Here is a 21,841-nt window from a genome sequence, read left to right on the forward strand (position 1 = left end):
GGACGCGTGCGTCTGGTGAGCCGAGCGCCTGCGTGTGCCCCGTACCGTATATGGGTTCGCTGAGGATTCGGCAGCGCCGGTAGGCTCTGACGACAGCTGTAGCCATTCGTTGACAGCAGCTGCAGCCGCCCGTAATCGACACCACGAAGGACGATCGTGCTCATTGCCGGGTTCCCCGCCGGGGCCTGGGGGACGAACTGTTATCTCGTCGCCCCGGCCGCCGGTGAGGAGTGCGTGATCATCGACCCCGGCCACCAGGCCGCCCAAGGCGTCGAGGAAGCGCTGAAGAAGCATCGGCTCAAGCCCGTCGCAGTCGTCCTCACCCATGGCCACATCGACCATGTGGCCTCGGTCGTCCCGGTGTGCGGCGCGCACGACGTCCCCGCGTGGATCCACCCCGAGGACCGCTACATGATGGCGGACCCGGAAAAAGCGCTCGGCCGTTCCATCGGAATGCCGCTGATGGGCGAGCTGACCGTGGGGGAGCCGGACGACGTCAGGGAGCTGACCGACGGCGCGAAGCTGGCGCTCGCGGGTCTGGAGTTCTCCGTCGCGCACGCGCCCGGCCATACCAAGGGGTCGGTGACCTTCCAGATGCCCGAGACCACGGACATCCCTTCCGTGTTCTTCTCCGGGGATCTGCTCTTCGCCGGCTCCATCGGACGCACCGACCTGCCCGGCGGTGACATGGCCGAGATGCTCGACTCGCTGGCCCGTGTGTGCCTGCCGCTCGACGACTCGACCGTGGTGCTGTCCGGCCACGGCCCCCAGACGACCATCGGCCAGGAGCGTGCCACCAACCCCTATCTGCGGCAGGTGGCCGCCGGCCCGGGAGCGGATGTCGACGCTCCCCGACGAGGAATGTGACGAGAGACTTCCGTGAGCACCTTTCAGGCCCCCAAGGGCACGTACGACCTGATCCCGCCCGACAGCGCCAAGTACCTGGCGGTCCGCGAGGCGATCGCCGCGCCCCTGCGCAACTCCGGCTACGGCTACATCGAGACGCCCGGCTTCGAGAGCGTGGAGCTCTTCGCGCGCGGTGTCGGTGAGTCGACCGACATCGTGACGAAGGAGATGTACGCCTTCGAGACCAAGGGCGGCGACAAGCTGGCGCTGCGTCCCGAGGGGACGGCGTCCGTGCTGCGCGCGGCACTCGAGGCCAACCTGCACAAGCTGGGCAACCTGCCGGTCAAACTCTGGTACTCCGGCTCGTACTACCGCTACGAGCGCCCCCAGAAGGGCCGCTACCGGCACTTCTCCCAGGTCGGCGCCGAGGCGATCGGTGCGGAGGACCCGGCCCTCGACGCCGAGCTGATCATCCTCGCCGACCAGGCGTACCGCTCGCTCGGCCTGAGCGACTTCCGGATCCTGCTCAACAGCCTGGGCGACAAGGAGTGCCGGCCGGTGTACCGGGCCGCGCTGCAGGACTTCCTGCGCGGGCTGGACCTGGACGAGGACACCCTGCGCCGGGCCGAGATCAACCCACTGCGCGTCCTGGACGACAAGCGTGAGTCGGTCCAGAAGCAGCTGGGTGACGCCCCGCTCCTGCGCGACTACCTCTGCGACGCCTGCAAGGCGTACCACGAGGAGGTCCGCGAGCTGATCACCGCCGCGGGCGTGGCCTTCGAGGACGACCCGAAGCTGGTCCGCGGGCTGGACTACTACACCCGTACGACCTTCGAGTTCGTCCACGACGGTCTGGGCTCGCAGTCCGCGGTGGGCGGCGGCGGCCGTTACGACGGACTGTCGGAGATGATCGGCGGCCCCGCGCTGCCGTCCGTCGGCTGGGCCCTCGGCGTCGACCGCACGGTCCTGGCGCTGGAGGCCGAGGGCGTCGAGCTCGAACTGCCCTCCACCACCAGCGTGTTCGCGGTGCCGCTGGGGGAGGAGGCCCGCCGGATCCTGTTCGCGAAGGTCACCGAGCTGCGCAAGCTCGGCATCGCGGCCGACTTCTCCTACGGCGCCAAGGGGCTCAAGGGCGCCATGAAGAACGCCAACCGCAGTGGCGCCCGCTACACGATCGTCGCCGGCGAGCGCGACCTCGCCGAGGGCGTCGTCCAGCTCAAGGACATGGAGTCGGGCGAGCAGACGGCGATCGGCGTGAACGAGATCGTGGCGGAACTGGAGTCACGGCTCGGCTAGGACGGCCCCTTGGTGTTCCCTCAACTCGCCGCCATCAGGCGGCAGTTGGGGGGCGCTGTCCCCTCTCGGCATTTCTTGGGCTGGTGGTGTCTGTCATTGGTCGAGGAGCCCGTGGCGGATTGCGTGGGTGACGGCGGCTGTGCGGTCGGTGACGCCGAGTTTGGCGAATGCGCGCAGCAGATGGGTCTTCACCGTCGACTCGCCGATGAACAGGCGTCGGCCGATCTCCGCGTTCGTGCAGCCCTCCGCGACCAGCCCCAGTACGGACGTCTCCCGTTCCGAGAGCCTTGGGCGCTCCGGCCTGGCGCGGAGCCGGTCCACCAGGCGGGCCGCCACCGACGGGGCGAGGACCGTCTCGCCGCGCGCCGCCGCCCGTATCGCCTCCGCCAGTTCGCCGCGCGGCATGTCCTTGAGCAGATAGCCCGCCGCGCCCGCCTCGACCGCGCGCAGGATGTCCCGGTCCGTCTCGTACGTCGTCAGGACGATCACTCGGCACGGCAGACCTGCCTCGCTCATCCGCACGATCGAGTCGACGCCCCCGCCGCCGGGCATCCGCAGGTCCATCAGGACGATGTCGGGCTGCAGTTCGGCTGCCAGCGCCTCCGCCCGCGGCCCGTTCGCCGCGTCGGCGACCACCTCCAGATCCGGCTCGGCGCTGAGCATTGCCCGCAGACCCTCCCGTACGACGGGATGGTCGTCGGCGAGGACGATCCGGATCATCGAGCGCTCCTCACGGGCGAGATGGGCAGGCTGACGGTCACCGTCGTGCCGTCGCCCGGCGCACTGCGGATCCGTGCGCTGCCGCCGACCTCGGTGGCCCGGGCGCGCAGCCCCGCGAGGCCGTAGCCGGCGCACGGGGTGCCGGGGTCGAATCCGCGGCCGTCGTCCCGCACGGAGAGGGTCAGGGTGTCGTCGGCGTAGGTCAGCGCGATACCCACCACCGCTGAACTCCCGGCATGCTTACGGGCGTTGGCGAGGGCCTCCTGGCAGGAGCGCAGCGCCACGACCTCGGGGCCGGCCGGCAGCGGCCGTACCGGACCGGTCACCACCAGCGTCGCCTCGTGGCGGGCGGCGAGGCGGCTGAGGGCGTCCGGCAGGGACGCGCCGTCGAGGTCGGCGGGGGCGGTCCCGGCGACCAGGGCACGGGCCTCGGCGAGGTTCTGCCGGGCGGTCTCGTCCATCAGGGCGAGGTGGCGGCGGGCCTGCGGGAGGTCGTGGTCGAGTTCGGCCTCCACCGCCTGGATCAGCATCACCAGACTGGTGAAGCCCTGTGCGAGGGTGTCGTGGATCTCCCGGGCCATGCGCTCCCGCTCGGCGAGGGCGCCATGGGCGGCCGACAGCCGGGAGACCTCGTGCCGGCTGGCGTCCAGCTCGGCGATCAACTCGGCCCGCTCCACGCTCTGTTCGATGATGCGGATGATCCAGCTGCCGATCACGATCGAGAAGACCAGCATCATCCCGGAGAACAGGAAGTTGGCGAAGACCTGTTCGCCGCTCGGCCGCCGCAGCAGGGCCCAGCCCACCACCGGCGCCAGGTTGATGAAGGACACGGCGACCAGGGCCCAGCGCATGCGCAGGGTCATGAAGCACTGCGGGATCAGCGCGAACGCCACCAGCCGCGTCTCGTCGACCAGGATCGCCGACGGCAGGAACAGCGCCATCGCCAGGGCCAGATAGCGCAGCGCCCGCCCCTGCTCCGGCGGATCCTCCTGGATCAGCGCCCGGCCCACCCCCACGTACAGCGGCACCAGCGGGACGAGCAGCCCGACCGCGACCAGTCGTGCGGCCCAGCTCTGCTGCCCCGCGCCCAGCACGAAGACGACCGTGACCACCCAGGCGAGGGCGAAGTACAGATCCCAGAGCCGGACCGAGCGGTCCCAGGCGTGCGCCTCCGGCGCGGCACCCGGCAGGGTCATCCCGTGCGCCGGTCCTTCCAGCGGAACGTCAGCAGACACAGCACCAATCCTCCGACGCACCAGGCGGCCAGCACCAGCGCGACCTTCCCGAACTCCCAACTTCCCGTCTGTTCCAGGACCTTCGCGGAGTCCGGCAGGAACACGCCGCGCAGCCCCTGGCACAGCCACTTCAGCGGGAACAGGGCACCGATGTTCAGCATCCAGTTCGGAAGGGTGTCGATGGAGATGTACACGCCGGAGATGAACTGCAGCACCAGGAACGGCAGGACGACCACCGAGCTGGCGCTCTTCGCCGACCTGGGCACCGAGCTGATCGCGATGCCGAGCAGCGCGCACCCGGTCAGCCCCAGCACGAAGATCCAGGCGAAGTCGAACCACCGGGAGGCGTCGGTGGGCAGATCGACGTCGTACAGGCTGGTGCCGACGAGCAGCAGGATCGCCGTCTCCACCACCCCCGTGAACAGCACCAGCCAGATCTTGCCCAGGAAGTAGGCGGACGGCGGCATCGGCGTCCCGCCCAGCCGGCGCAGCACCTTCTCGTCCCGTTCGACGGCGATCGAGATGCCCAGCGACTGGAAACTCGTCGACATGATGCCGGAGGCCATCATCGCGGGCACGTACAGCTGCGAGGCGTTGACCCCGGTGCCGGGCACGCCGTCGCGGAAGATCGACGCGAACAGGAACAGGAAGACGACGGGGAAGCAGAAGGAGAACACCACCTGGTCGCGCTGCCGGAAGAACTGCCTGATCTCCAGCCCGCCCCGCCGCACCCCCAGACCCCACGCCCCGGGCAGCCGCTCCGCGGGCGCCTCGGTCCGGCTCCGCACGGTGGTCGTCGTCATCGCGCGTCCTCCTGTCCGGTCAGCCGGAGGTAGACGTCCTCCAGCGTGGGGCGGGTCACCCTGAGGCCCGGGATCTCGCCGTCGAAGCGGTGCGTCAGTTCGGCGACCGTCCGGGTCGGCGTGTGCGTGCGCTCCGTGCGCGTGACGCCGTCCGGCTCGGTCCACTCGACGGTGGCCTCCGTGCCGTGACGCCCCCGCAGGGCGGCCGGTTCGCCCTCGGCGACGACCCGGCCGCGCGAGACGATCGCGAGCCGGTCGGCGAGGGCCTCCGCCTCCTCCAGGTAGTGCGTGGTCAGCAGGATGGTGGTGCCCTCCTCGGCGAGCAGCCTGATCAGGTCCCAGAACTGCCGCCGGGCCGCCGGGTCGAAGCCGGTCGTCGGCTCGTCCAGAAGCAGCAGTTCGGGGTCGCCGATCACACCCAGCGCCACGTCCAGCCGTCGGCGCTGACCGCCCGACAGCGCCTTGATCCGGCTGTCCGACTTCGCCTCCAGACCCACCAGGCGGATGACCTCCTCCGGGTCGCGCGGCCTCGGGTAGTAGCGGGCGAAGTGCCGTACGGTCTCGCGGACCGTCAACTCCGCGGGCGCGGATTCGTCCTGCCAGACGATTCCCACACGGGACCTCCACGCGCGCGTGGAGGTCTCCGGATCCGAACCGAGCACGGACACCTCGCCCCCGTCCCGGGAGCGGTTGCCCTGGAGGATCTCCACCGTCGTGCTCTTGCCCGCGCCATTGGGTCCGAGCAGGCCGAACACCTCACCGCGCCGGATGCCGAGATCGACGCCGTCCACCGCGGTGACGTCCCCGTACCGCTTGCGCAGCCCCCGGACATCCACCACGAGTTCGTACGCGTGTGCTGTCATGCCGTCGAGCATCGTCCGGAACCGAACGCACCGGGACGACCGTGCGTACTTCCTTATGTCCACCGAACGGTGGACAGGGGCCCCGGTGCGGCACAATGGCCCCTGCCCGAAGAACGTCCCCCTCCCCAGCAGACGGAATCGACGTGATGAGCAAGACCACAGTCAAAGACGTCTCCACCGAGCCCGAGCCGAACAGCGCGGCCCCCGGGACGCGCACGCTCGGCGGCAGCCGTGCCCTCGCCCTGCTGCTGATCATCACCGGGGCGGCCGGCCTGCTGGCCGCGTGGGTCATCACGATCGACAAGTTCAAGCTTCTCGAGGCCAAGGTCGAGGGCAAGACCTTCACCCCGGGCTGCAGCCTCAACCCGGTCGTCTCCTGCGGCAGCGTGATGGAGTCCAAGCAGGCAGCCGCCTTCGGGTTCCCCAACCCGATGCTCGGCCTGGTCTGCTACGGCATCGTCATCTGCGTCGGCATGAGCCTGCTGGCCCGCGCCCGCTTCCCCCGCTGGTACTGGCTGGCCTTCAACTTCGGCACGCTCTTCGGCGTGGGCTTCTGCACCTGGCTGCAGTTCCAGTCCCTGTACCGGATCAACGCCCTGTGCCTGTGGTGCTCGCTGGCCTGGGTCGCCACGATCACCATGTTCTGGTACGTCACCTCCTTCAACATCCGCAACGACTTCCTGCCGACCCCCCGCTGGCTGAAGAGCTTCTTCGGCGAGTTCACCTGGGTCATGCCCGTGCTGCACATCGGCATCATCGGCATGCTGGTCCTCACGCGCTGGTGGGACTTCTGGACCAGCTGACATCGCCGGCCGCGTTGTCAGTGCGGTGATTTAGGGTTTCAGCGTGGAGCCCGACCTGTTCACCGCCGCCGCAGAAGAACGCCAGGAGAAGGATCCGGCAGGAAGCCCCCTGGCGGTACGGATGCGCCCGCGCACCCTCGACGAGGTGGTGGGCCAGCAGCACCTGCTCAAGCCCGGTTCACCCCTGCGCCGCCTGGTCGGCGAGGGCGCGGGCGGCCCGGCCGGACCGTCCTCGGTGATCCTCTGGGGCCCGCCCGGCACGGGCAAGACGACTCTGGCGTACGTCGTCTCCAAGGCCACCAACAAGCGCTTCGTCGAGCTGTCGGCGATCACCGCGGGCGTCAAGGAGGTCCGCGCCGTCATCGACGGCGCCCGCCGCGCCACCGGGGGATACGGCAAGGAGACCGTCCTCTTCCTGGACGAGATCCACCGCTTCAGCAAGGCCCAGCAGGACTCCCTGCTCCCCGCGGTCGAGAACCGCTGGGTCACCCTGATCGCGGCCACCACCGAGAACCCGTACTTCTCGGTGATCTCCCCGCTGCTGTCCCGCTCCCTGCTCCTCACCCTCGAACCGCTCACCGACGACGACATCCGGGGCCTGCTCAAGCGGGCGCTCGGCGACGAGCGGGGCCTGAAGGACGTCGTCACCCTCCCCGAGGACACCGAGGACCACCTCCTGCGCATCGCCGGCGGCGACGCCCGCCGCGCCCTGACCGCCCTGGAGGCGGCCGCGGGGGCCGCCCTGGACAAGGGCGAGACGGAGATCGCGCTGACGACCCTGGAGGAGGTCGTCGACCGGGCGGCCGTCACGTACGACCGCGACGGCGACCAGCACTACGACGTCGCCAGCGCCCTCATCAAGTCCATCAGGGGCTCGGACGTCGACGCCGCCCTGCACTACCTGGCCCGCATGATCGAGGCCGGCGAGGACCCCCGGTTCATCGCCCGCCGCCTGATGATCTCCGCGAGCGAGGACATCGGCCTGGCCGACCCGAACGCGCTGCCGATCGCGGTCGCCGCCGCCCAGGCCGTCGCCATGATCGGCTTCCCCGAGGCCGCCCTCACCCTCAGCCACGCCACCATCGCCCTCGCCCTGGCCCCGAAGTCCAACGCCGCGACCACCGCGATCGGCGCCGCCCTGGACGACGTACGCAAGGGACTGGCGGGCCAGGTGCCGCCGCACTTGCGCGACGGGCACTACAAGGGCGCCGCCAAGCTCGGGCACGCGCAGGGGTACGTCTATCCGCACGACCTGCCCGAGGGCATCGCCGAGCAGCAGTACGCCCCGGACACCGTCAAGGACCGCGAGTACTACACCCCGACCCGGCACGGAGCCGAGGCGCGGTACGCGGACGCCGTCGAGTGGACCAGGAAGCACCTCGGTCGGAGGCGGTCCTGAGCACCCTGTAGAATCCGTCGGAGTGCCGAGTCCCGCGCAGTCAGAGCGGGACAGCAGGCCGGAACCCCCAGCGGGTTCCAGGAGCGTCGCGCACCGTCGAACGGTGTCGCGGGCAGCCCACCACCACTCGTCGCAGGACGGGACCGGTCGGTGGGCCACTCGCGTGCTGCACGTATGTGCCCAGACCAGGGGAGCGGCTGCCCACCCGGTCCGGTAACGGACCAGGCGGGATTCCCCGGCTGCGGATGCGACCTCCCCTAACCCTGACAAGCCGAATATCAGAAGGAAGAAAGAGACAGTGGCGAACCAGTCCCGCCCCAAGGTCAAGAAGTCGCGTGCCCTCGGCATCGCGCTGACCCCGAAGGCCGTCAAGTACTTCGAGGCCCGCCCCTACCCGCCGGGTGAGCACGGCCGTGGCCGCAAGCAGAACTCGGACTACAAGGTCCGTCTGCTGGAGAAGCAGCGTCTGCGCGCGCAGTACGACATCTCCGAGCGCCAGCTGGTCCGTGCCTACGAGCGTGCCTCCAAGGTGCAGGGCAAGACCGGTGAGGCCCTGATCGTGGAGCTCGAGCGCCGTCTCGACGCCCTGGTGCTGCGTTCGGGCATCGCCCGCACGATCTACCAGGCCCGTCAGATGGTCGTTCACGGCCACATCGAGGTCAACGGCCAGAAGGTCGACAAGCCGTCGTTCCGCGTCCGTCCCGACGACGTCGTGATGGTCCGCGAGCGCAGCCGCGAGAAGACCCTCTTCCAGATCGCCCGCGAGGGTGGCTTCGCCCCCGACGGCGAGACCCCGCGCTACCTGCAGGTGAACCTCAAGGCCCTGGCGTTCCGCCTGGACCGCGAGCCGAACCGCAAGGAAGTTCCGGTCATCTGCGACGAGCAGCTCGTCGTCGAGTACTACGCCCGCTGATCACCGGCAGGCCGTAGCACCACCTCAGCCCGCCGTCTCCCCGCCCTTGTGGGCGCGGGAGGCGGCGGGCTGCTGCGTCAGCACGCCCGCCGTCGTGTGCCGCACCGGTCCGCGCGGTGCGGGCAGGGCGCCCAGCGGCCGCTCCAGCGCCCGGGACACCGCCGCCTCCCGCACCAGCCGCGCCCCTTCCCGTACGCACTCCTCGTAGCGCGCGTCGCCCAGCCGCTCCCGGGCCGTCGCCTCGCACAGCTCGTGCGGGGCGTTGAAGTACGCCGAGCCGAACAGCGGCAGCCCCACCGACCGCCACATCCGGCCCGCCGCCCCGTGCAGCACCGCCGCCTCCGCGGCGTCGCCCTCCACCACCGTGACCAGCGCCAGCAGCTCCACCGCCAGCACCGAGCCGAGCAGGTCGTGGAAGGCGTGGGCGCTGCCCAGACACTCGGTCAGCAGGGCCCGGGCCCGCTCGAGGTCGCCGTCGGCCCAGGCCGCGTACGCCAGCACGAACAGCGCGTAGGAGCGGGTCCACCGCTCGCCGTGGTCCTCGCACACCCGGCGCACGTCCTCGCACAACCGCACCGCGCCCGGCAGATCGCCCTGGAGGCGCGGGTCATCGCCAGCTCGACCTGGCCCATCAGCACGTTGCTGTTGAGCTCGCCGATCCCGTGGTAGCGATCGAGCGCCGAGCGCAGCAGCGCCTCCGCGCGGGCCATGTCGTCCGTGACCAGGGCCAGACAGCCGGTGCGGTGCTCGGCGTAGGCCACCGCCGTAGGGTCGCCGGAGCGCTCCGCCTCCTCACGGCACTCCTGGAGCGCGGCCAGCGCGGACACCGTGTCGCCCTGCAGGATCGCCACATAGCCGAGCACCCCCAGCGCCTTCAGCCGGGACTGGTCGTGGCCCGAGTCCAGCCGGACGACCTGCTCCAGCCAGTGCCGGCCCTCCGACAGCCGCCCGCCCAGCAGAACCACAGCGAGCCCGCGAGGTAATGGCCCAGATGCGCCTCCTCCGGCTCGCTCAGGCAGTGCTCCAGCGCGCGGCGCAGATTCGGCAGCTCCACCTCCACCCGCGCGGCCACCTCGGCCTGACGCGGCGAGAACCAGTCCAGCTCGCACCAGGTCGCCAGCCCCAGGTACCAGTCCCGGTGCCGCCGCCGCAGCCGGGCCGCGTCCCCGGTCGCCTCCAGCCACTCGGCGCCGTACGCCCGCACGGTGTCGAGCATCCGGTAGCGCACCCCAGCCGGCGTCTCCTCGCGTGCGAGCACTGACTGCGCGAGCAACTCGGTCAGTACCTCGAGGACGTCGTCGGCGTCCAGACCGTGCCCAGCGCACACGTACTCGACCGCCTCCAGGTCGAACCGTCCGGCGAACACCGACAGCCGCGACCACAGCAACCGCTCCCGCGGTGTGCACAGTTCATGGCTCCAGCCGACCGCCAGCCGCAGCGTCCGATGCCGGGGGAGTGCGTCCCGGCCGCCACCGGTCAGCAGCCGGAACCGGTCGTCGAGTCGCTCCAGCAACCGCCCCGGGGACAGTGCCCGCAGCCGCCCGGCCGCCAGCTCGACCGCCAGTGGGATGCCGTCGAGGCGGCGGCACAGCGCGCGTACGTCCTGCTCGTCCGTGACCCGCACGCCCTGCAGGGCCGCTCGCTCGGTGAACAGCTCCACCGCGTCGTCCTCGCCGAGCGGCTCCAGCGGGAACACCTGCTCTCCCGCCACGGCCAGCGGCCGGCGCCCCACCGCGAGGATCCTGAGCCCCGGCACCTCGCGCAGCAACTCGCCCACCAGCTCGGCACACGCCTCCACGAGATGCTCGAACCCGTCGAGAACGAGGAGGAGTTGGCGCTCGGCGAGATGCGCGAGCAGCGTCTCGCGCGGCAGCCGTGTCGTGTGATCCGTCAGGCCCAGCGCCTCCACGACCGCGTGGTCGACGAACTCCGGGTCGCGCACCGGCGCCAGCTCCGCCCGCCACACCCCGTCGCGCGGCGCGCGCCGTGCCGCGGTCCGGGCCGCCAGCCGCGACTTGCCGACTCCGCCGGCGCCGGTCACCGTCACCAGCCGCGCGGCGTCGAGTGCCCGTGCGAGCCCGGCGAGTTCGGCCGAGCGCCCCACGAACGCGTCGAGCTCCAGGGGCAGATTGCCGAGGACCGGGCTGTCGCCGCACTGATGATCCCGCATGGAATACGGAGCGTACTGAGTCGTGTTCAGTCCGTACAATCACCGAGCGCAACTCGGCAGCGCGCCCCTCGGAATCCGGTACGGAGCGCCGCGCCCGGCGCGATAGGCTCGGTCCACTGCTTTTCCAATGGTTCCGATGTTCAGAGCAAGTTCAGGGAGCGGGTGCGCGTGGTGTCCGGTGGTGAGGTGGCCGGGATCCTGGTGGCCGTGTTCTGGGCGATCCTGGTCTCCTTCCTCGCCGTGGCGCTGGCGAGACTGGCCCAGACGCTCAGGGCGACCACCAAGCTGGTGGCGGACGTGACCGACCAGGCCGTCCCCCTGCTGGCCGACGCCTCCGCGGCGGTGCGCTCCGCGCAGACCCAGATCGACCGGGTCGACGCGATCGCCACCGACGTCCAGGAGGTCACCTCCAACGCCTCCGCCCTGTCCACCACCGTCGCCTCCACCTTCGGCGGCCCCCTGGTCAAGGTCGCCGCCTTCGGCTACGGCGTCCGCCGGGCCCTGGGAGCCCGCCGCGAGGACGTGCCCGCCAAGGAGTCCCGGCGTACCGTGATCGTGGGCCGGACCGTCCCGGCGTCGCGGCGGGGCAAGCGGAAGAAGGACTGAGACCTAGCGATGTTCCGCCGTACGTTCTGGTTCAGCACGGGCGTCGCCGCCGGTGTGTGGGCCACCACCAAGGTCAACCGCAAGCTGAAGCAGCTGACCCCCGAGAACCTCGCGGTCGGCGCGGCCAACAAGGCGCTCGAGGCCGGTCACCGCATCAAGGACCGCGCGGTCGGCTTCGCGCTGGACGTCCGCGACAACATGGCCCGGCGGGAGGAGGAGCTGGGCGAGGCCCTCGGCATCAACGCGGCCCCCGAGCTCCCCGCGCCCCGGCGGTACGCCGCCATCGAGAACCGCAACAACCCGAAGTACGTCGACGGTTCGACGTACCAGACGTACTCGAACAACTCGTACAACCGGAATGAGGACCACTGATGGAGTCGGCCGAGATTCGCCGCCGCTGGCTGAGCTTCTTCGAGGAGCGCGGGCACACCGTCGTCCCTTCGGCGTCGCTCATCGCGGACGACCCGACTCTGCTCCTCGTCCCGGCTGGCATGGTGCCCTTCAAGCCCTACTTCCTGGGTGAGGTCAAGCCGCCCTTCGACCGTGCCACCAGCGTCCAGAAGTGCGTGCGCACGCCGGACATCGAGGAGGTCGGCAAGACCACCCGGCACGGCACCTTCTTCCAGATGTGCGGCAACTTCTCCTTCGGCGACTACTTCAAGGAAGGCGCCATCAAGTACGCCTGGGAGCTGCTCACCACGCCCCAGGACAAGGGCGGTTACGGCCTGGAGCCCGACCGCCTGTGGATCACCGTCTACAAGGACGACGACGAGGCCGAGCGCATCTGGCACGAGGTCGTCGGGGTGCCGAAGGAGCGCATCCAGCGCCTCGGCATGAAGGACAACTACTGGTCCATGGGCGTCCCCGGGCCCTGCGGCCCCTGTTCCGAGATCAACTACGACCGCGGCCCCGAGTTCGGCGTCGAGGGCGGCCCCGCCGTCAACGACGAGCGGTACGTGGAGATCTGGAACCTCGTCTTCATGCAGTACGAGCGCGGCGAGGGCATCGGCAAGGACAACTTCGAGATCCTCGGCGAGCTCCCCAGCAAGAACATCGACACGGGCCTCGGCCTGGAGCGACTCGCGATGATTCTGCAGGGCGTGCAGAACATGTACGAAATCGACACCTCCATGGCCGTCATCAACAAGGCCACCGAGCTGACCGGTGTCGCCTACGGCGACGCTCACGCCTCGGACGTCTCCCTGCGCGTGGTCACCGACCACATGCGCACCTCCGTCATGCTCATCGGCGACGGCGTCACCCCGGGCAACGAGGGCCGCGGCTACGTCCTGCGCCGCATCATGCGCCGCGCCATCCGCAACATGCGGCTGCTGGGCGCCACCGGCCCGGTCGTGCTCGACCTGATCGACACCGTGATCGGCATGATGGGCCAGCAGTACCCGGAGCTGGTCACCGACCGCGAGCGCATCGAGAAGGTCGCGCTCGCCGAGGAGAACGCCTTCCTCAAGACGCTGAAGGCCGGCACCAACATCCTCGACACGGCCGTCACCGAGACCAAGCAGGCCGGTGGCACGGTCCTCGCCGGTGACAAGGCGTTCCTGCTCCACGACACCTGGGGCTTCCCGATCGACCTCACCCTGGAGATGGCCGCCGAACAGGGCCTCTCCGTGGACGAGGAGGGCTTCCGCCGCCTGATGAAGGAGCAGCGGGAGCGCGCCAAGGCCGACGCCCAGGCCAAGAAGACCGGCCACGCCGGCGCGGGCGCCTACCGGGAGATCGCCGACAAGGTCGGTGAGACCGACTTCATCGGCTACAGCGACACCGAGGGCGAGTCCACGATCGTCGGCATCCTCGTCGACGGCGCCTCCTCCCCGGCCGCCACCGAGGGCGACGAGGTCGAGATCGTCCTCGACCGCACCCCCTTCTACGCCGAGGGCGGCGGCCAGATCGGCGACACCGGCCGCATCAAGGTCGACACCGGTGCCGTCATCGAGGTCCGCGACTGCCAGAAGCCGGTCCCTGGCGTCTACGTCCACAAGGGCGTCGTCCAGGTCGGCGAGGTGACGGTCGGCGCAAAGGCCCACGCCTCCATCGACGCCCGCCGCCGGACGGCCATCGCCCGCGCCCACTCGGCCACCCACCTCACCCACCAGGCGCTGCGCGACGCGCTCGGCCCGACGGCCGCCCAGGCCGGTTCCGAGAACCAGCCCGGCCGCTTCCGCTTCGACTTCGGCTCGCCCTCCGCCGTCCCGACGGCCGTGATGACCGACGTCGAGCAGAAGATCAACGAGGTCCTCGCCCGCGACCTCGACGTCCGCGCCGACATCATGGGCATCGACGAGGCCAAGAAGCAGGGCGCCATCGCCGAGTTCGGCGAGAAGTACGGCGAGCGGGTGCGCGTGGTGACCATCGGCGACTTCTCCAAGGAGCTGTGCGGCGGCACGCACGTCCACAACACCTCCCAGCTGGGCCTGGTGAAGCTGCTCGGCGAGTCGTCGATCGGTTCCGGTGTCCGCCGTATCGAGGCCCTGGTCGGCGTCGACGCCTACAACTTCCTCGCCCGCGAGCACACGGTCGTCGCCCAGCTCCAGGAGCTGATCAAGGGCCGTCCCGAGGAGCTTCCGGAGAAGGTCTCCGCCATGCTCGGCAAGCTGAAGGACGCCGAGAAGGAGATCGAGAAGTTCCGCGGCGAGAAGGTGCTCCAGGCCGCCGCCGGTCTCGCCGGATCCGCCAAGGACATCCGCGGCATCGCCGTCGTCACGGGGCAGGTCCCGGACGGTACGACCCCCGACGACCTGCGCAAGCTGGTCCTCGACGTCCGCGGCCGCATCCAGGGCGGACGGGCCGCCGTGGTGGCCCTCTTCACGGTCAACAACGGCAAGCCCCTCACCGTCATCGCCACCAACGAACCCGCCCGCGAGCGGGGTCTGAAGGCCGGTGACCTGGTGCGCACCGCCGCCAAGACCCTCGGCGGCGGCGGTGGCGGCAAGCCGGACGTCGCCCAGGGCGGCGGCCAGAACCCGGCCGCCATCGGCGAGGCTGTCGACGCGGTCGAGCGGCTGGTCACGGACACGGCGAAGTGACCATGCGCAGAGGCCGGCGGCTCGCCATCGACGTCGGGGACGCCCGGATCGGGGTCGCCTCCTGCGACCCCGATGGGATCCTCGCCACCCCGGTGGAGACGGTCCCCGGCCGTGACCTCCCGGCAGCCCACCGCCGGCTGCGTCAGCTGGTCGAGGAGTACGAGCCGATCGAGGTCGTCGTCGGACTCCCGCGCTCCCTCAAGGGGGGCGAGGGACCGGCCGCGGTAAAGGTTCGGGCCTTCGCCCAGGAGCTGGCCAAGGGCATCAAGCCCGTCCCGGTCCGTCTGGTCGACGAGCGGATGACCACGGTGACGGCCAGTCAGGGACTGCGCGCCTCAGGGGTGAAGGCCAAGAAGGGCCGCTCGGTGATCGACCAGGCAGCCGCTGTGATCATCCTCCAGCAAGCCCTGGAATCCGAACGGGTGTCAGGTAAAGCGCCCGGCGAGGGCGTCGAAGTGGTCATCTGATCGCGATACGGTAACGTTCCGCGCGACTGCGCCGCTGATTCGAACAGCCGGTGCACAGAAAGAGGCGGAACGGTGAGCGGGCCCGACGAAGGCCACGTGATCGCGCCCCGCCTCGCGGCTCTAGGGGTTTGATGACTGAGTATGGCCGGGGCCAAGGCTCCGAACCGTGGCATCCGGAGGACCCGTTGTACGGGGACGACGGATGGGGTGGACAGCAGGCCCACGCGGGCCAGCAGTCCCCCTACGGCGGCCAGCCGCAGCATTATCCGGAGCAGCCGCAGCAGCAGCAGCAGTACTACGACGGCGGCTGGGGCGAGGGCGAGCAGGCCCACTACGATCAGGCGCAGCAGTACCAGCAGTACGACCAGCAGTACGACCAGCAGTACTACGCGGGTCAGGGACAGCAGCAGTCGTACGACCAGCAGGCCTGGGGCCAGGGCACGCATACGCATGTCCAGTACACGGACCCCCAGGACCCCTATGCCCAGCAGGCGTCCGCCGGGTACGGCGGCGAGCAGCCCGACTACTACGGCACCCAGGACGCCTACCCCCCGCCCGAGCCGCCGAGCCGCCGCCAGGTGGAGCCCGAACCACCGCAGACCGACTGGGACCCGGGCCCCGACCAGGGAGAACACGCCTTCTTCGCCGGTGACGGCGACGGCGAGGCGGACGAGGCGGACGAGGACGTCGACCCGGGTGAGGGTCGCAAGGGCCGCGGCGGCAAGAAGCCGAAGAAGAAGAGCCGCAACGGCGTCGCCTGTCTCGTCCTCGTGCTGGTCTTCGGCGGCGGTGCCGCCGGTGTCGGCTATTTCAGCTGGCAGTTCTACCAAAATCGTTTCGGCCCGGCGCCGGACTACGCGGGCCAGGGTGACGGCGCCCAGGTCACGGTCGTCATCCCCAAGGGTGCCGGCGGCTATGTGATCGGGCAGAAGCTCAAGGAGGCGGGTGTCGTCAAAAGCGTCGACGCCTTCGTCTCGGCGCAGCAGTCGAACCCCGACGGCAAGAAGATCCAGGACGGCGTCTACACGCTCGAGAAGCAGATGTCGGCCGCCAGCGCGGTCGAACTGATGCTCAGCCCGAAGAGCCGCAGCAACCTGATCATCGCCGAGGGTACGCGCAACGCGTCCGTCTACAAGCTGATCGACGCGCGTCTCGGTGTCACCGACGGCACCACGGCGAAGATCGCCAAGCAGGACTACAAGAAGCTCGGCCTGCCCTCCTGGGCGCTGAACCACCCCAATCTCAAGGATCCGCTGGAAGGGTTCCTCTACCCGTCCAGCTACGCGGTCAGCAAGGGCCAGAAGCCCGAGGCCGTCCTGAAGGACATGGTCACCCGGGCCAACGACAAGTACGAGGAACTGGGTCTGCGGAGCAAGGCCAAGAGCCTCGGCCTCGACAGCCCCTGGCAGCTGCTCACCGTGGCGAGCCTGGTACAGGCCGAGGGCACGAGCCACGATGACTTCCGCAAGATGGCCGAGGTCGTCTACAACCGTCTCAAGCCCGGCAACCCCGAGACCTACGGCTCGCTGGAGTTCGACTCGACGTACAACTACGTCAAGAACCAGAGCAAGATCGACCTGAGCATCGCCGAGCTGCGCAAGTACAACAACCCGTACAACACGTACTACGTCAAGGGACTGCCGCCCGGCCCGATCGACAACCCCGGCGAGGAGGCGATCAAGGGCGCGCTCGCCCCGACGCACGACGGCTGGTACTACTTCATCTCCCTGGACGGCAAGACCAGCAAGTTCACCAAGACGCTGGCCGAGCACGACAGGCTGGTCCAGGAGTTCAACGCGTCGAGGAACAAGAACTGATGGCAACACCCCACCGGGCGGCCGTGCTCGGCTCGCCCATCGCCCACTCCCTCTCGCCCCGGCTGCACACCGCGGCGTACCGGGCGCTGGGCCTGGACGACTGGTCGTACGACAGGTTCGAGATCGACGAGGCCGCGCTGCCCGGTTTCCTCGGCGGGCTCGGTCCCGAGTGGGCCGGGCTGTCACTGACCATGCCGCTCAAGCGGGCGGTCATCCCGCTGCTGGACGAGATGACCGACACGGCGGCCTCGGTGGAGGCCGTCAACACCGTGGTCTTCCGTCCGGACGGGCGGAAGGTCGGCGACAACACCGACATCCCGGGCCTGATCGCCGCCCTGGAGGAGCGGGGCGTGGAGAAGGTCGAGTCGGCGGCCGTTCTCGGCGCCGGGGCCACCGCGTCCTCGGCCCTCGCGGCCCTGGCCAGGCTGTGCAGCGGTGAGGTCACCGTGTACGTGCGCAGCGAGCGGCGCGCCGACGAGATGCGGCAGTGGGGCAGCAGGCTCGGTGTGCAGGTCCGCCCGGCGGACTGGGCCGAGGCGGTACGGGCCTTCGAGGCGCCCCTGGTGATCTCGACGACGCCCGCCGGAGGCACCGACCAGCTCGCCGCGTCGCTCCCCGACCGGGTCGGCACGCTCTTCGACGTCCTGTACGACCCCTGGCCCACCCCGCTCGCCGCCGCCTGGCGGGACCGCGGCGGGCAGGTGCTCAGCGGCCTCGACCTACTGGTGCACCAGGCCGTCTTCCAGTTCCACCAGTTCACCGGTGACCCGCGCTCTCCGCTGGCCGCGATGCGGGAGGCCGCCCGACCGGCCTGATCTGTCCGTCTGCCGGACTCGGATCTGAGCCGTCCCCGGGACGTGGGAGGATCGGAGGTGGCGGGCCAGATCCGCGCACCTGGTCGCGCCGTCGCCGTACGCGAGGACGCGCGTACGCAGCAGTACCAGGGCGCGAGCACTGAGGAGCACCGTTGAGCAGGTTGCGCTGGCTGACCGCGGGGGAGTCCCACGGTCCCGCACTCGTGGCGACGCTGGAGGGTCTTCCCGCCGGTGTGCCGATCACCACGGAGATGGTGGCGGACCACCTGGCCCGGCGCCGGCTCGGTTATGGACGCGGTGCGCGCATGAAGTTCGAGCGTGACGAGGTCACCTTCCTCGGCGGTGTGCGGCACGGTCTGACCCTCGGCTCGCCGGTCGCGGTCATGGTGGGCAACACCGAGTGGCCCAAGTGGGAGCAGGTCATGGCGGCCGACCCCATCGACCCCGAGATCCTCGCCGGGCTGGCCCGCAACGCCCCGCTGACCCGTCCTCGGCCCGGTCACGCCGACCTGGCGGGCATGCAGAAGTACGGCTTCGACGAGGCCCGCCCGATCCTGGAGCGTGCCTCGGCGCGGGAGACGGCGGCGCGGGTGGCGCTGGGCGCGGTGGCCCGGTCGTACCTGAAGGAGACGGCCGGCATCGAGATCGTCAGCCATGTCGTGGAGCTGTGCTCGGTGAAGGCCCCGCAGGGCGCGTACCCGACGCCGGCGGATGTGGAGAGGCTGGACGCCGACCCGCTGCGCTGTCTGGACGCGGACACCTCCAAGGCGATGGTCGCGGAGGTCGACCAGGCCCACAAGGACGGCGACACCCTCGGCGGTGTCGTCGAGGTGCTGGCCTACGGGGTGCCGGTGGGGCTGGGCTCGCACGTGCACTGGGACCGGAGGCTGGACGCCCGGCTGGCGGGTGCGCTGATGGGCATCCAGGCGATCAAGGGCGTCGAGGTCGGCGACGGGTTCGAGCTGGCGCGGGTGCCGGGTTCGAAGGCGCACGACGAGATCGTGGGCACGCCGGAGGGCATCCGGCGAGTCTCGGGCCGTTCCGGCGGCACCGAGGGTGGTCTGTCCACCGGTGAGCTGCTGCGGGTGCGGGCGGCGATGAAGCCGATCGCGACCGTGCCGCGGGCTTTGAAGACGGTGGACGTGGCCACCGGCGAGGCGACACAGGCGCACCACCAGCGCTCCGACGTCTCGGCCGTCCCGGCGGCCGGCATCGTCGCCGAGGCGATGGTGGCGCTGGTGCTGGCGGACGCGGTGGCGGAGAAGTTCGGCGGTGACAGCGTGGCCGAGACCAGCCGCAACGTGCGCTCCTACCTCGACAACCTGGCCATCCGGTGAGCGGGCCGCTTCTCGTCCTGGTCGGTCCGATGGGCGTGGGCAAGTCCACCGTCGGGCAACTGCTGGCCGGGCGGCTCGGGGTGGGTTACCGGGACACGGACGACGACATCGTCGCCGAGCAGGGCCGCAGCATCGCGGAGATCTTCGTCGACGAGGGCGAGCCGGTCTTCCGGGCGATCGAGAAGGCGGCCGTGCACCGGGCGCTCGGCGAGCACGAGGGGCTGCTGGCGCTGGGCGGCGGCTCGATCCTGGACGCGGACACCCGCGCGCTGCTGGCCGGGCAGCGGGTGGTCTACCTCTCGATGGACGTCGAGGAGGCGGTCAAGCGCACCGGGTTGAACGCGGCCCGTCCGCTGCTCGCGGTCAACCCGCGCAAGCAGTGGCGCGAGCTGATGGAGGCCCGGCGGCACCTGTACGAGGAGGTCGCCACGGTGGTGGTGGCCACCGACGGCCGTACACCCGAAGAAGTCACTGAAGTCGTCCTGGACGCTTTGGAGTTGAAGCAGGCATGAGCGAGGCAGTCACCCGGATCCAGGTCGGCGGGAGCGCGGGCAGCGACCCGTACGAGGTTCTGGTGGGCCGTCAACTGCTGGGCGAGCTGGCCGGGTTGGTGGGGGAGAAGGCCAGGCGGGTGGCCGTGATCCACCCCGAGGCGCTCGCCGAGACCGGTGACGCGCTGCGCGCCGACCTGGCCGAGCAGGGCTACGAGGCCGTCGCCATCCAGGTGCCCAACGCGGAGGAGGCCAAGACCGCCGAGGTCGCCGCCTACTGCTGGAAGGCACTCGGCCAGTCCGGGTTCACCCGCACCGACGTCATCGTGGGCGTGGGCGGTGGCTCGACCACCGACCTGGCCGGATTCGTCGCCGCGAGCTGGCTGCGCGGTGTGCGCTGGATCGCCGTCCCCACCACCGTCCTGGCGATGGTGGACGCGGCCGTCGGAGGCAAGACCGGCATCAACACCGCCGAGGGCAAGAACCTGGTGGGCGCCTTCCACCCACCGGCCGGTGTCCTGTGCGACCTGGCGGCCCTCGACTCCCTCCCGGTCAACGACTACGTCTCCGGACTCGCCGAGATCATCAAGGCGGGCTTCATCGCCGACCCGGTGATCCTCGAGCTCATCGAGTCCGACCCGGAGGCCGCCCGCACCCCGGCCGGTCCGCACACCGCCGAGCTCATCGAGCGCTCGATCCGCGTCAAGGCAGAGGTGGTCTCCTCGGACCTGAAGGAAGCGGGTCTCAGGGAGATCCTCAACTACGGCCACACGCTCGGCCACGCCATCGAGAAGAACGAGCGCTACAAGTGGCGGCACGGTGCCGCGGTCGCGGTCGGCATGCACTTCGCCGCCGAACTCGGCCGTCTGGCGGGCCGGTTGGACGACGCGACGGCGGACCGCCACCGTACGATCCTGGAATCCGTCGGCCTCCCCCTCCACTACCGCTACGACCAGTGGCCCAAGCTGCTGGAGACGATGAAGGTCGACAAGAAGTCTCGCGGCGACCTTTTGCGCTTCATCGTCCTGGACGGCCTCGCCAAGCCGACCGTCCTGGAGGGACCCGACCCGGCCGTGCTGCTGGCCGCGTACGGCGAAGTGGGCGAGTAAGTCTCCCCACGCACCATCCGTCCTATGTGCCTTGCCCATAAGGGCACTTCACACCGCCCCCGGCCGTTCACCAAACGGCGGCCGGGGACGGTACCGTTCGGTAGGGAGCGGGGTGCCACCCCGCTGCCAGCGCCAATTTGCCTGATGAGACGGAGTGGCACCGGATGCAGCACGCAGTGGGTTCTCCGCTGCCGCCGCCCCACCAGCCGGGGCAGGGACCGGCCGCCGGCCGGCCACCGGCCGCACAGCACCCGAGCCACCCGGGCCCGCACCAGGGCTCGGCCCCCGTTCCTCCGCCACCCCCCGCCCCGGCCTTCCCCGGAGCACCTGCGGCCCCGATCCCCCCGGCCCCGCACCACGCGCCACCGCCGCCGGACACCACGGGCCATGTCCCGCTGCCCCCCGGTGCCCCGGTCGCCGTACCCAGCGCCCCGCCCACCACGGCGACGGCCCCCGACCCCACTGGCACGACGCTCGCCGTGCTGCTGATCGGGCCCGCGGGCGCAGGCAAGACCAGCGTCGCCAAGTACTGGGCCGACCACCGGCGCGTGCCCACGGCCCACATCAGCCTCGACGACGTCCGCGAATGGGTCCGCTCCGGCTTCGCCAACCCCCAGTCCGGCTGGAACGACAACTCCGAGGCGCAGTACCGGCTCGCCCGCCGCACCTGCGGCTTCGCCGCCCGCAACTTCCTGGCCAACGGCATCTCCTGCATCCTCGACGACGCCGTCTTCCCCGACCGCCCGGTGGTCGGCCTCGGCGGCTGGAAGCGCCACGTGGGCCCCGGTCTCCTGCCGGTCGTCCTCCTCCCCGGCCTCGAGATCGTCCTGGAACGCAACGCCGAACGCTCGGGCAACCGCCGCCTCACCGACGAGGAGGTGGCCCGCATCCACGGCCGCATGGCGGGCTGGTACGGCTCGGGCCTGCCGATCATCGACAACAGCCAGCTGGACATCCCCCAGACGGCCCGGGTCCTGGACGACGTCCTGGCCCGCTCGATCGCGAGCCCCCCGAACTGGTAGACCGGGGACGAGCGGATGCCCTGCCTCTCTCCCCGGCACCCGATCCCCCGAACGGCACCCTCCCAACCGGCACAAATCGCCCACC

Annotated in this window: 19 protein-coding genes and 1 pseudogene; 15 read left to right on the top strand and 5 right to left on the bottom strand. The window is 70.6% G+C overall.

Features of this window, described 5'->3' with window-relative positions:
* Positions 1-156 precede the first annotated feature (156 nt).
* Both ABZZ74_RS14035 and hisS read left to right on the top strand, forming a co-directional pair.
* Positions 157-867: an MBL fold metallo-hydrolase gene (locus ABZZ74_RS14035; protein ID WP_208781107.1), complete on the top strand. Its 711-nt coding sequence runs from the start codon at positions 157-159 to the stop codon at positions 865-867.
* Between the two features lie 12 nt (positions 868-879).
* Positions 880-2,142, top strand: coding sequence for a histidine--tRNA ligase (gene hisS, locus ABZZ74_RS14040; protein WP_356764450.1), 1,263 nt, complete (start codon positions 880-882; stop codon positions 2,140-2,142).
* A 93-nt stretch (positions 2,143-2,235) separates the two neighbouring features.
* Here hisS and ABZZ74_RS14045 read toward each other — a convergent pair whose 3' ends face one another.
* Genes ABZZ74_RS14045 through ABZZ74_RS14060 form a run of 4 tightly spaced genes read right to left on the bottom strand, consistent with a single transcriptional unit; the run spans position 2,236 to position 5,763 of the window.
* Complete coding sequence (locus tag ABZZ74_RS14045; protein ID WP_356764452.1) at positions 2,236-2,862, bottom strand: response regulator transcription factor; 627 nt, start codon at positions 2,860-2,862, stop codon at positions 2,236-2,238.
* Complete coding sequence (locus tag ABZZ74_RS14050) at positions 2,859-4,058, bottom strand: sensor histidine kinase (protein ID WP_356764454.1); 1,200 nt, start codon at positions 4,056-4,058, stop codon at positions 2,859-2,861. The genes ABZZ74_RS14045 and ABZZ74_RS14050 overlap by 4 nt, the downstream gene beginning before the upstream one ends.
* The gene (locus ABZZ74_RS14055; protein ID WP_356764456.1) at positions 4,055-4,900 is read right to left on the bottom strand and encodes an ABC transporter permease; all 846 of its coding nucleotides are present in this window, start codon (positions 4,898-4,900) and stop codon (positions 4,055-4,057) included. Before ABZZ74_RS14055 ends, ABZZ74_RS14050 begins: the two co-directional genes overlap by 4 nt.
* Positions 4,897-5,763 carry an ABC transporter ATP-binding protein gene (locus ABZZ74_RS14060; protein ID WP_356764458.1) on the bottom strand — a complete coding sequence of 289 codons (867 nt, stop codon included), beginning with the start codon at positions 5,761-5,763 and terminating at the stop codon, positions 4,897-4,899. Before ABZZ74_RS14060 ends, ABZZ74_RS14055 begins: the two co-directional genes overlap by 4 nt.
* Before the next feature lie 146 nt (positions 5,764-5,909).
* Between ABZZ74_RS14060 and ABZZ74_RS14065 the strand changes: the two genes are divergently transcribed.
* The 3 genes from ABZZ74_RS14065 to rpsD all read left to right on the top strand — a co-directional run bounded on the left by ABZZ74_RS14065 (position 5,910) and on the right by rpsD (position 8,878).
* Complete coding sequence (locus ABZZ74_RS14065; protein WP_356764460.1) at positions 5,910-6,566, top strand: vitamin K epoxide reductase family protein; 657 nt, start codon at positions 5,910-5,912, stop codon at positions 6,564-6,566.
* A 43-nt stretch (positions 6,567-6,609) separates the two neighbouring features.
* Positions 6,610-7,965, top strand: a complete 1,356-nt coding sequence (locus ABZZ74_RS14070; protein WP_356764462.1) for a replication-associated recombination protein A — start codon at positions 6,610-6,612, stop codon at positions 7,963-7,965.
* Positions 7,966-8,263: 298 nt separating this feature from the next.
* Positions 8,264-8,878, top strand: a complete 615-nt coding sequence (gene rpsD, locus ABZZ74_RS14075; RefSeq protein WP_208781099.1) for a 30S ribosomal protein S4 — start codon at positions 8,264-8,266, stop codon at positions 8,876-8,878.
* A 24-nt stretch (positions 8,879-8,902) separates the two neighbouring features.
* Here the strand turns inward: rpsD and ABZZ74_RS14080 are convergent.
* Positions 8,903-11,048: pseudogene (locus ABZZ74_RS14080) on the bottom strand (AAA family ATPase).
* Positions 11,049-11,210: 162 nt separating this feature from the next.
* On the opposite strand from ABZZ74_RS14080, the gene ABZZ74_RS14085 reads away from it, so the two are divergent.
* The 10 genes from ABZZ74_RS14085 (at position 11,211) to ABZZ74_RS14130 (ending at position 21,756) form a co-directional block, all read left to right on the top strand.
* Complete coding sequence (locus tag ABZZ74_RS14085; RefSeq protein ID WP_133044871.1) at positions 11,211-11,654, top strand: DUF948 domain-containing protein; 444 nt, start codon at positions 11,211-11,213, stop codon at positions 11,652-11,654.
* 9 nt (positions 11,655-11,663) lie between these two features.
* Positions 11,664-12,026 (top strand): hypothetical protein, encoded by a 363-nt coding sequence (locus ABZZ74_RS14090; RefSeq protein WP_356764464.1) that lies wholly within the window; start codon positions 11,664-11,666, stop codon positions 12,024-12,026.
* Positions 12,026-14,698, top strand: coding sequence for an alanine--tRNA ligase (gene alaS, locus ABZZ74_RS14095; RefSeq protein WP_356764466.1), 2,673 nt, complete (start codon positions 12,026-12,028; stop codon positions 14,696-14,698). Before ABZZ74_RS14090 ends, alaS begins: the two co-directional genes overlap by 1 nt.
* Before the next feature lie 2 nt (positions 14,699-14,700).
* The gene (gene ruvX, locus ABZZ74_RS14100; RefSeq protein WP_356764516.1) at positions 14,701-15,165 is read left to right on the top strand and encodes a Holliday junction resolvase RuvX; all 465 of its coding nucleotides are present in this window, start codon (positions 14,701-14,703) and stop codon (positions 15,163-15,165) included.
* Positions 15,166-15,296: 131 nt separating this feature from the next.
* Positions 15,297-16,982 carry an endolytic transglycosylase MltG gene (gene mltG / locus ABZZ74_RS14105; RefSeq protein ID WP_356764468.1) on the top strand — a complete coding sequence of 562 codons (1,686 nt, stop codon included), beginning with the start codon at positions 15,297-15,299 and terminating at the stop codon, positions 16,980-16,982.
* The gene (locus tag ABZZ74_RS14110; RefSeq protein ID WP_356764470.1) at positions 16,982-17,797 is read left to right on the top strand and encodes a shikimate dehydrogenase; all 816 of its coding nucleotides are present in this window, start codon (positions 16,982-16,984) and stop codon (positions 17,795-17,797) included. The genes mltG and ABZZ74_RS14110 overlap by 1 nt, the downstream gene beginning before the upstream one ends.
* A gap of 152 nt (positions 17,798-17,949) precedes the next feature.
* Positions 17,950-19,134 carry a chorismate synthase gene (gene aroC / locus ABZZ74_RS14115; protein WP_356764472.1) on the top strand — a complete coding sequence of 395 codons (1,185 nt, stop codon included), beginning with the start codon at positions 17,950-17,952 and terminating at the stop codon, positions 19,132-19,134.
* On the top strand, positions 19,131-19,646 hold the full coding sequence (locus tag ABZZ74_RS14120) for a shikimate kinase (protein ID WP_356764474.1): 516 nt from the start codon (positions 19,131-19,133) through the stop codon (positions 19,644-19,646). The genes aroC and ABZZ74_RS14120 overlap by 4 nt, the downstream gene beginning before the upstream one ends.
* Positions 19,643-20,734, top strand: coding sequence for a 3-dehydroquinate synthase (gene aroB / locus ABZZ74_RS14125; RefSeq protein ID WP_133044863.1), 1,092 nt, complete (start codon positions 19,643-19,645; stop codon positions 20,732-20,734). Before ABZZ74_RS14120 ends, aroB begins: the two co-directional genes overlap by 4 nt.
* Before the next feature lie 164 nt (positions 20,735-20,898).
* On the top strand, positions 20,899-21,756 hold the full coding sequence (locus ABZZ74_RS14130; protein WP_356764477.1) for a Pro-rich N-terminal domain-containing protein: 858 nt from the start codon (positions 20,899-20,901) through the stop codon (positions 21,754-21,756).
* Positions 21,757-21,841 lie beyond the last annotated feature (85 nt).

Source organism: Streptomyces sp. NPDC006476 (assembly GCF_040612015.1).
GTDB classification, from domain to species: domain Bacteria; phylum Actinomycetota; class Actinomycetes; order Streptomycetales; family Streptomycetaceae; genus Streptomyces; species Streptomyces griseorubiginosus_B.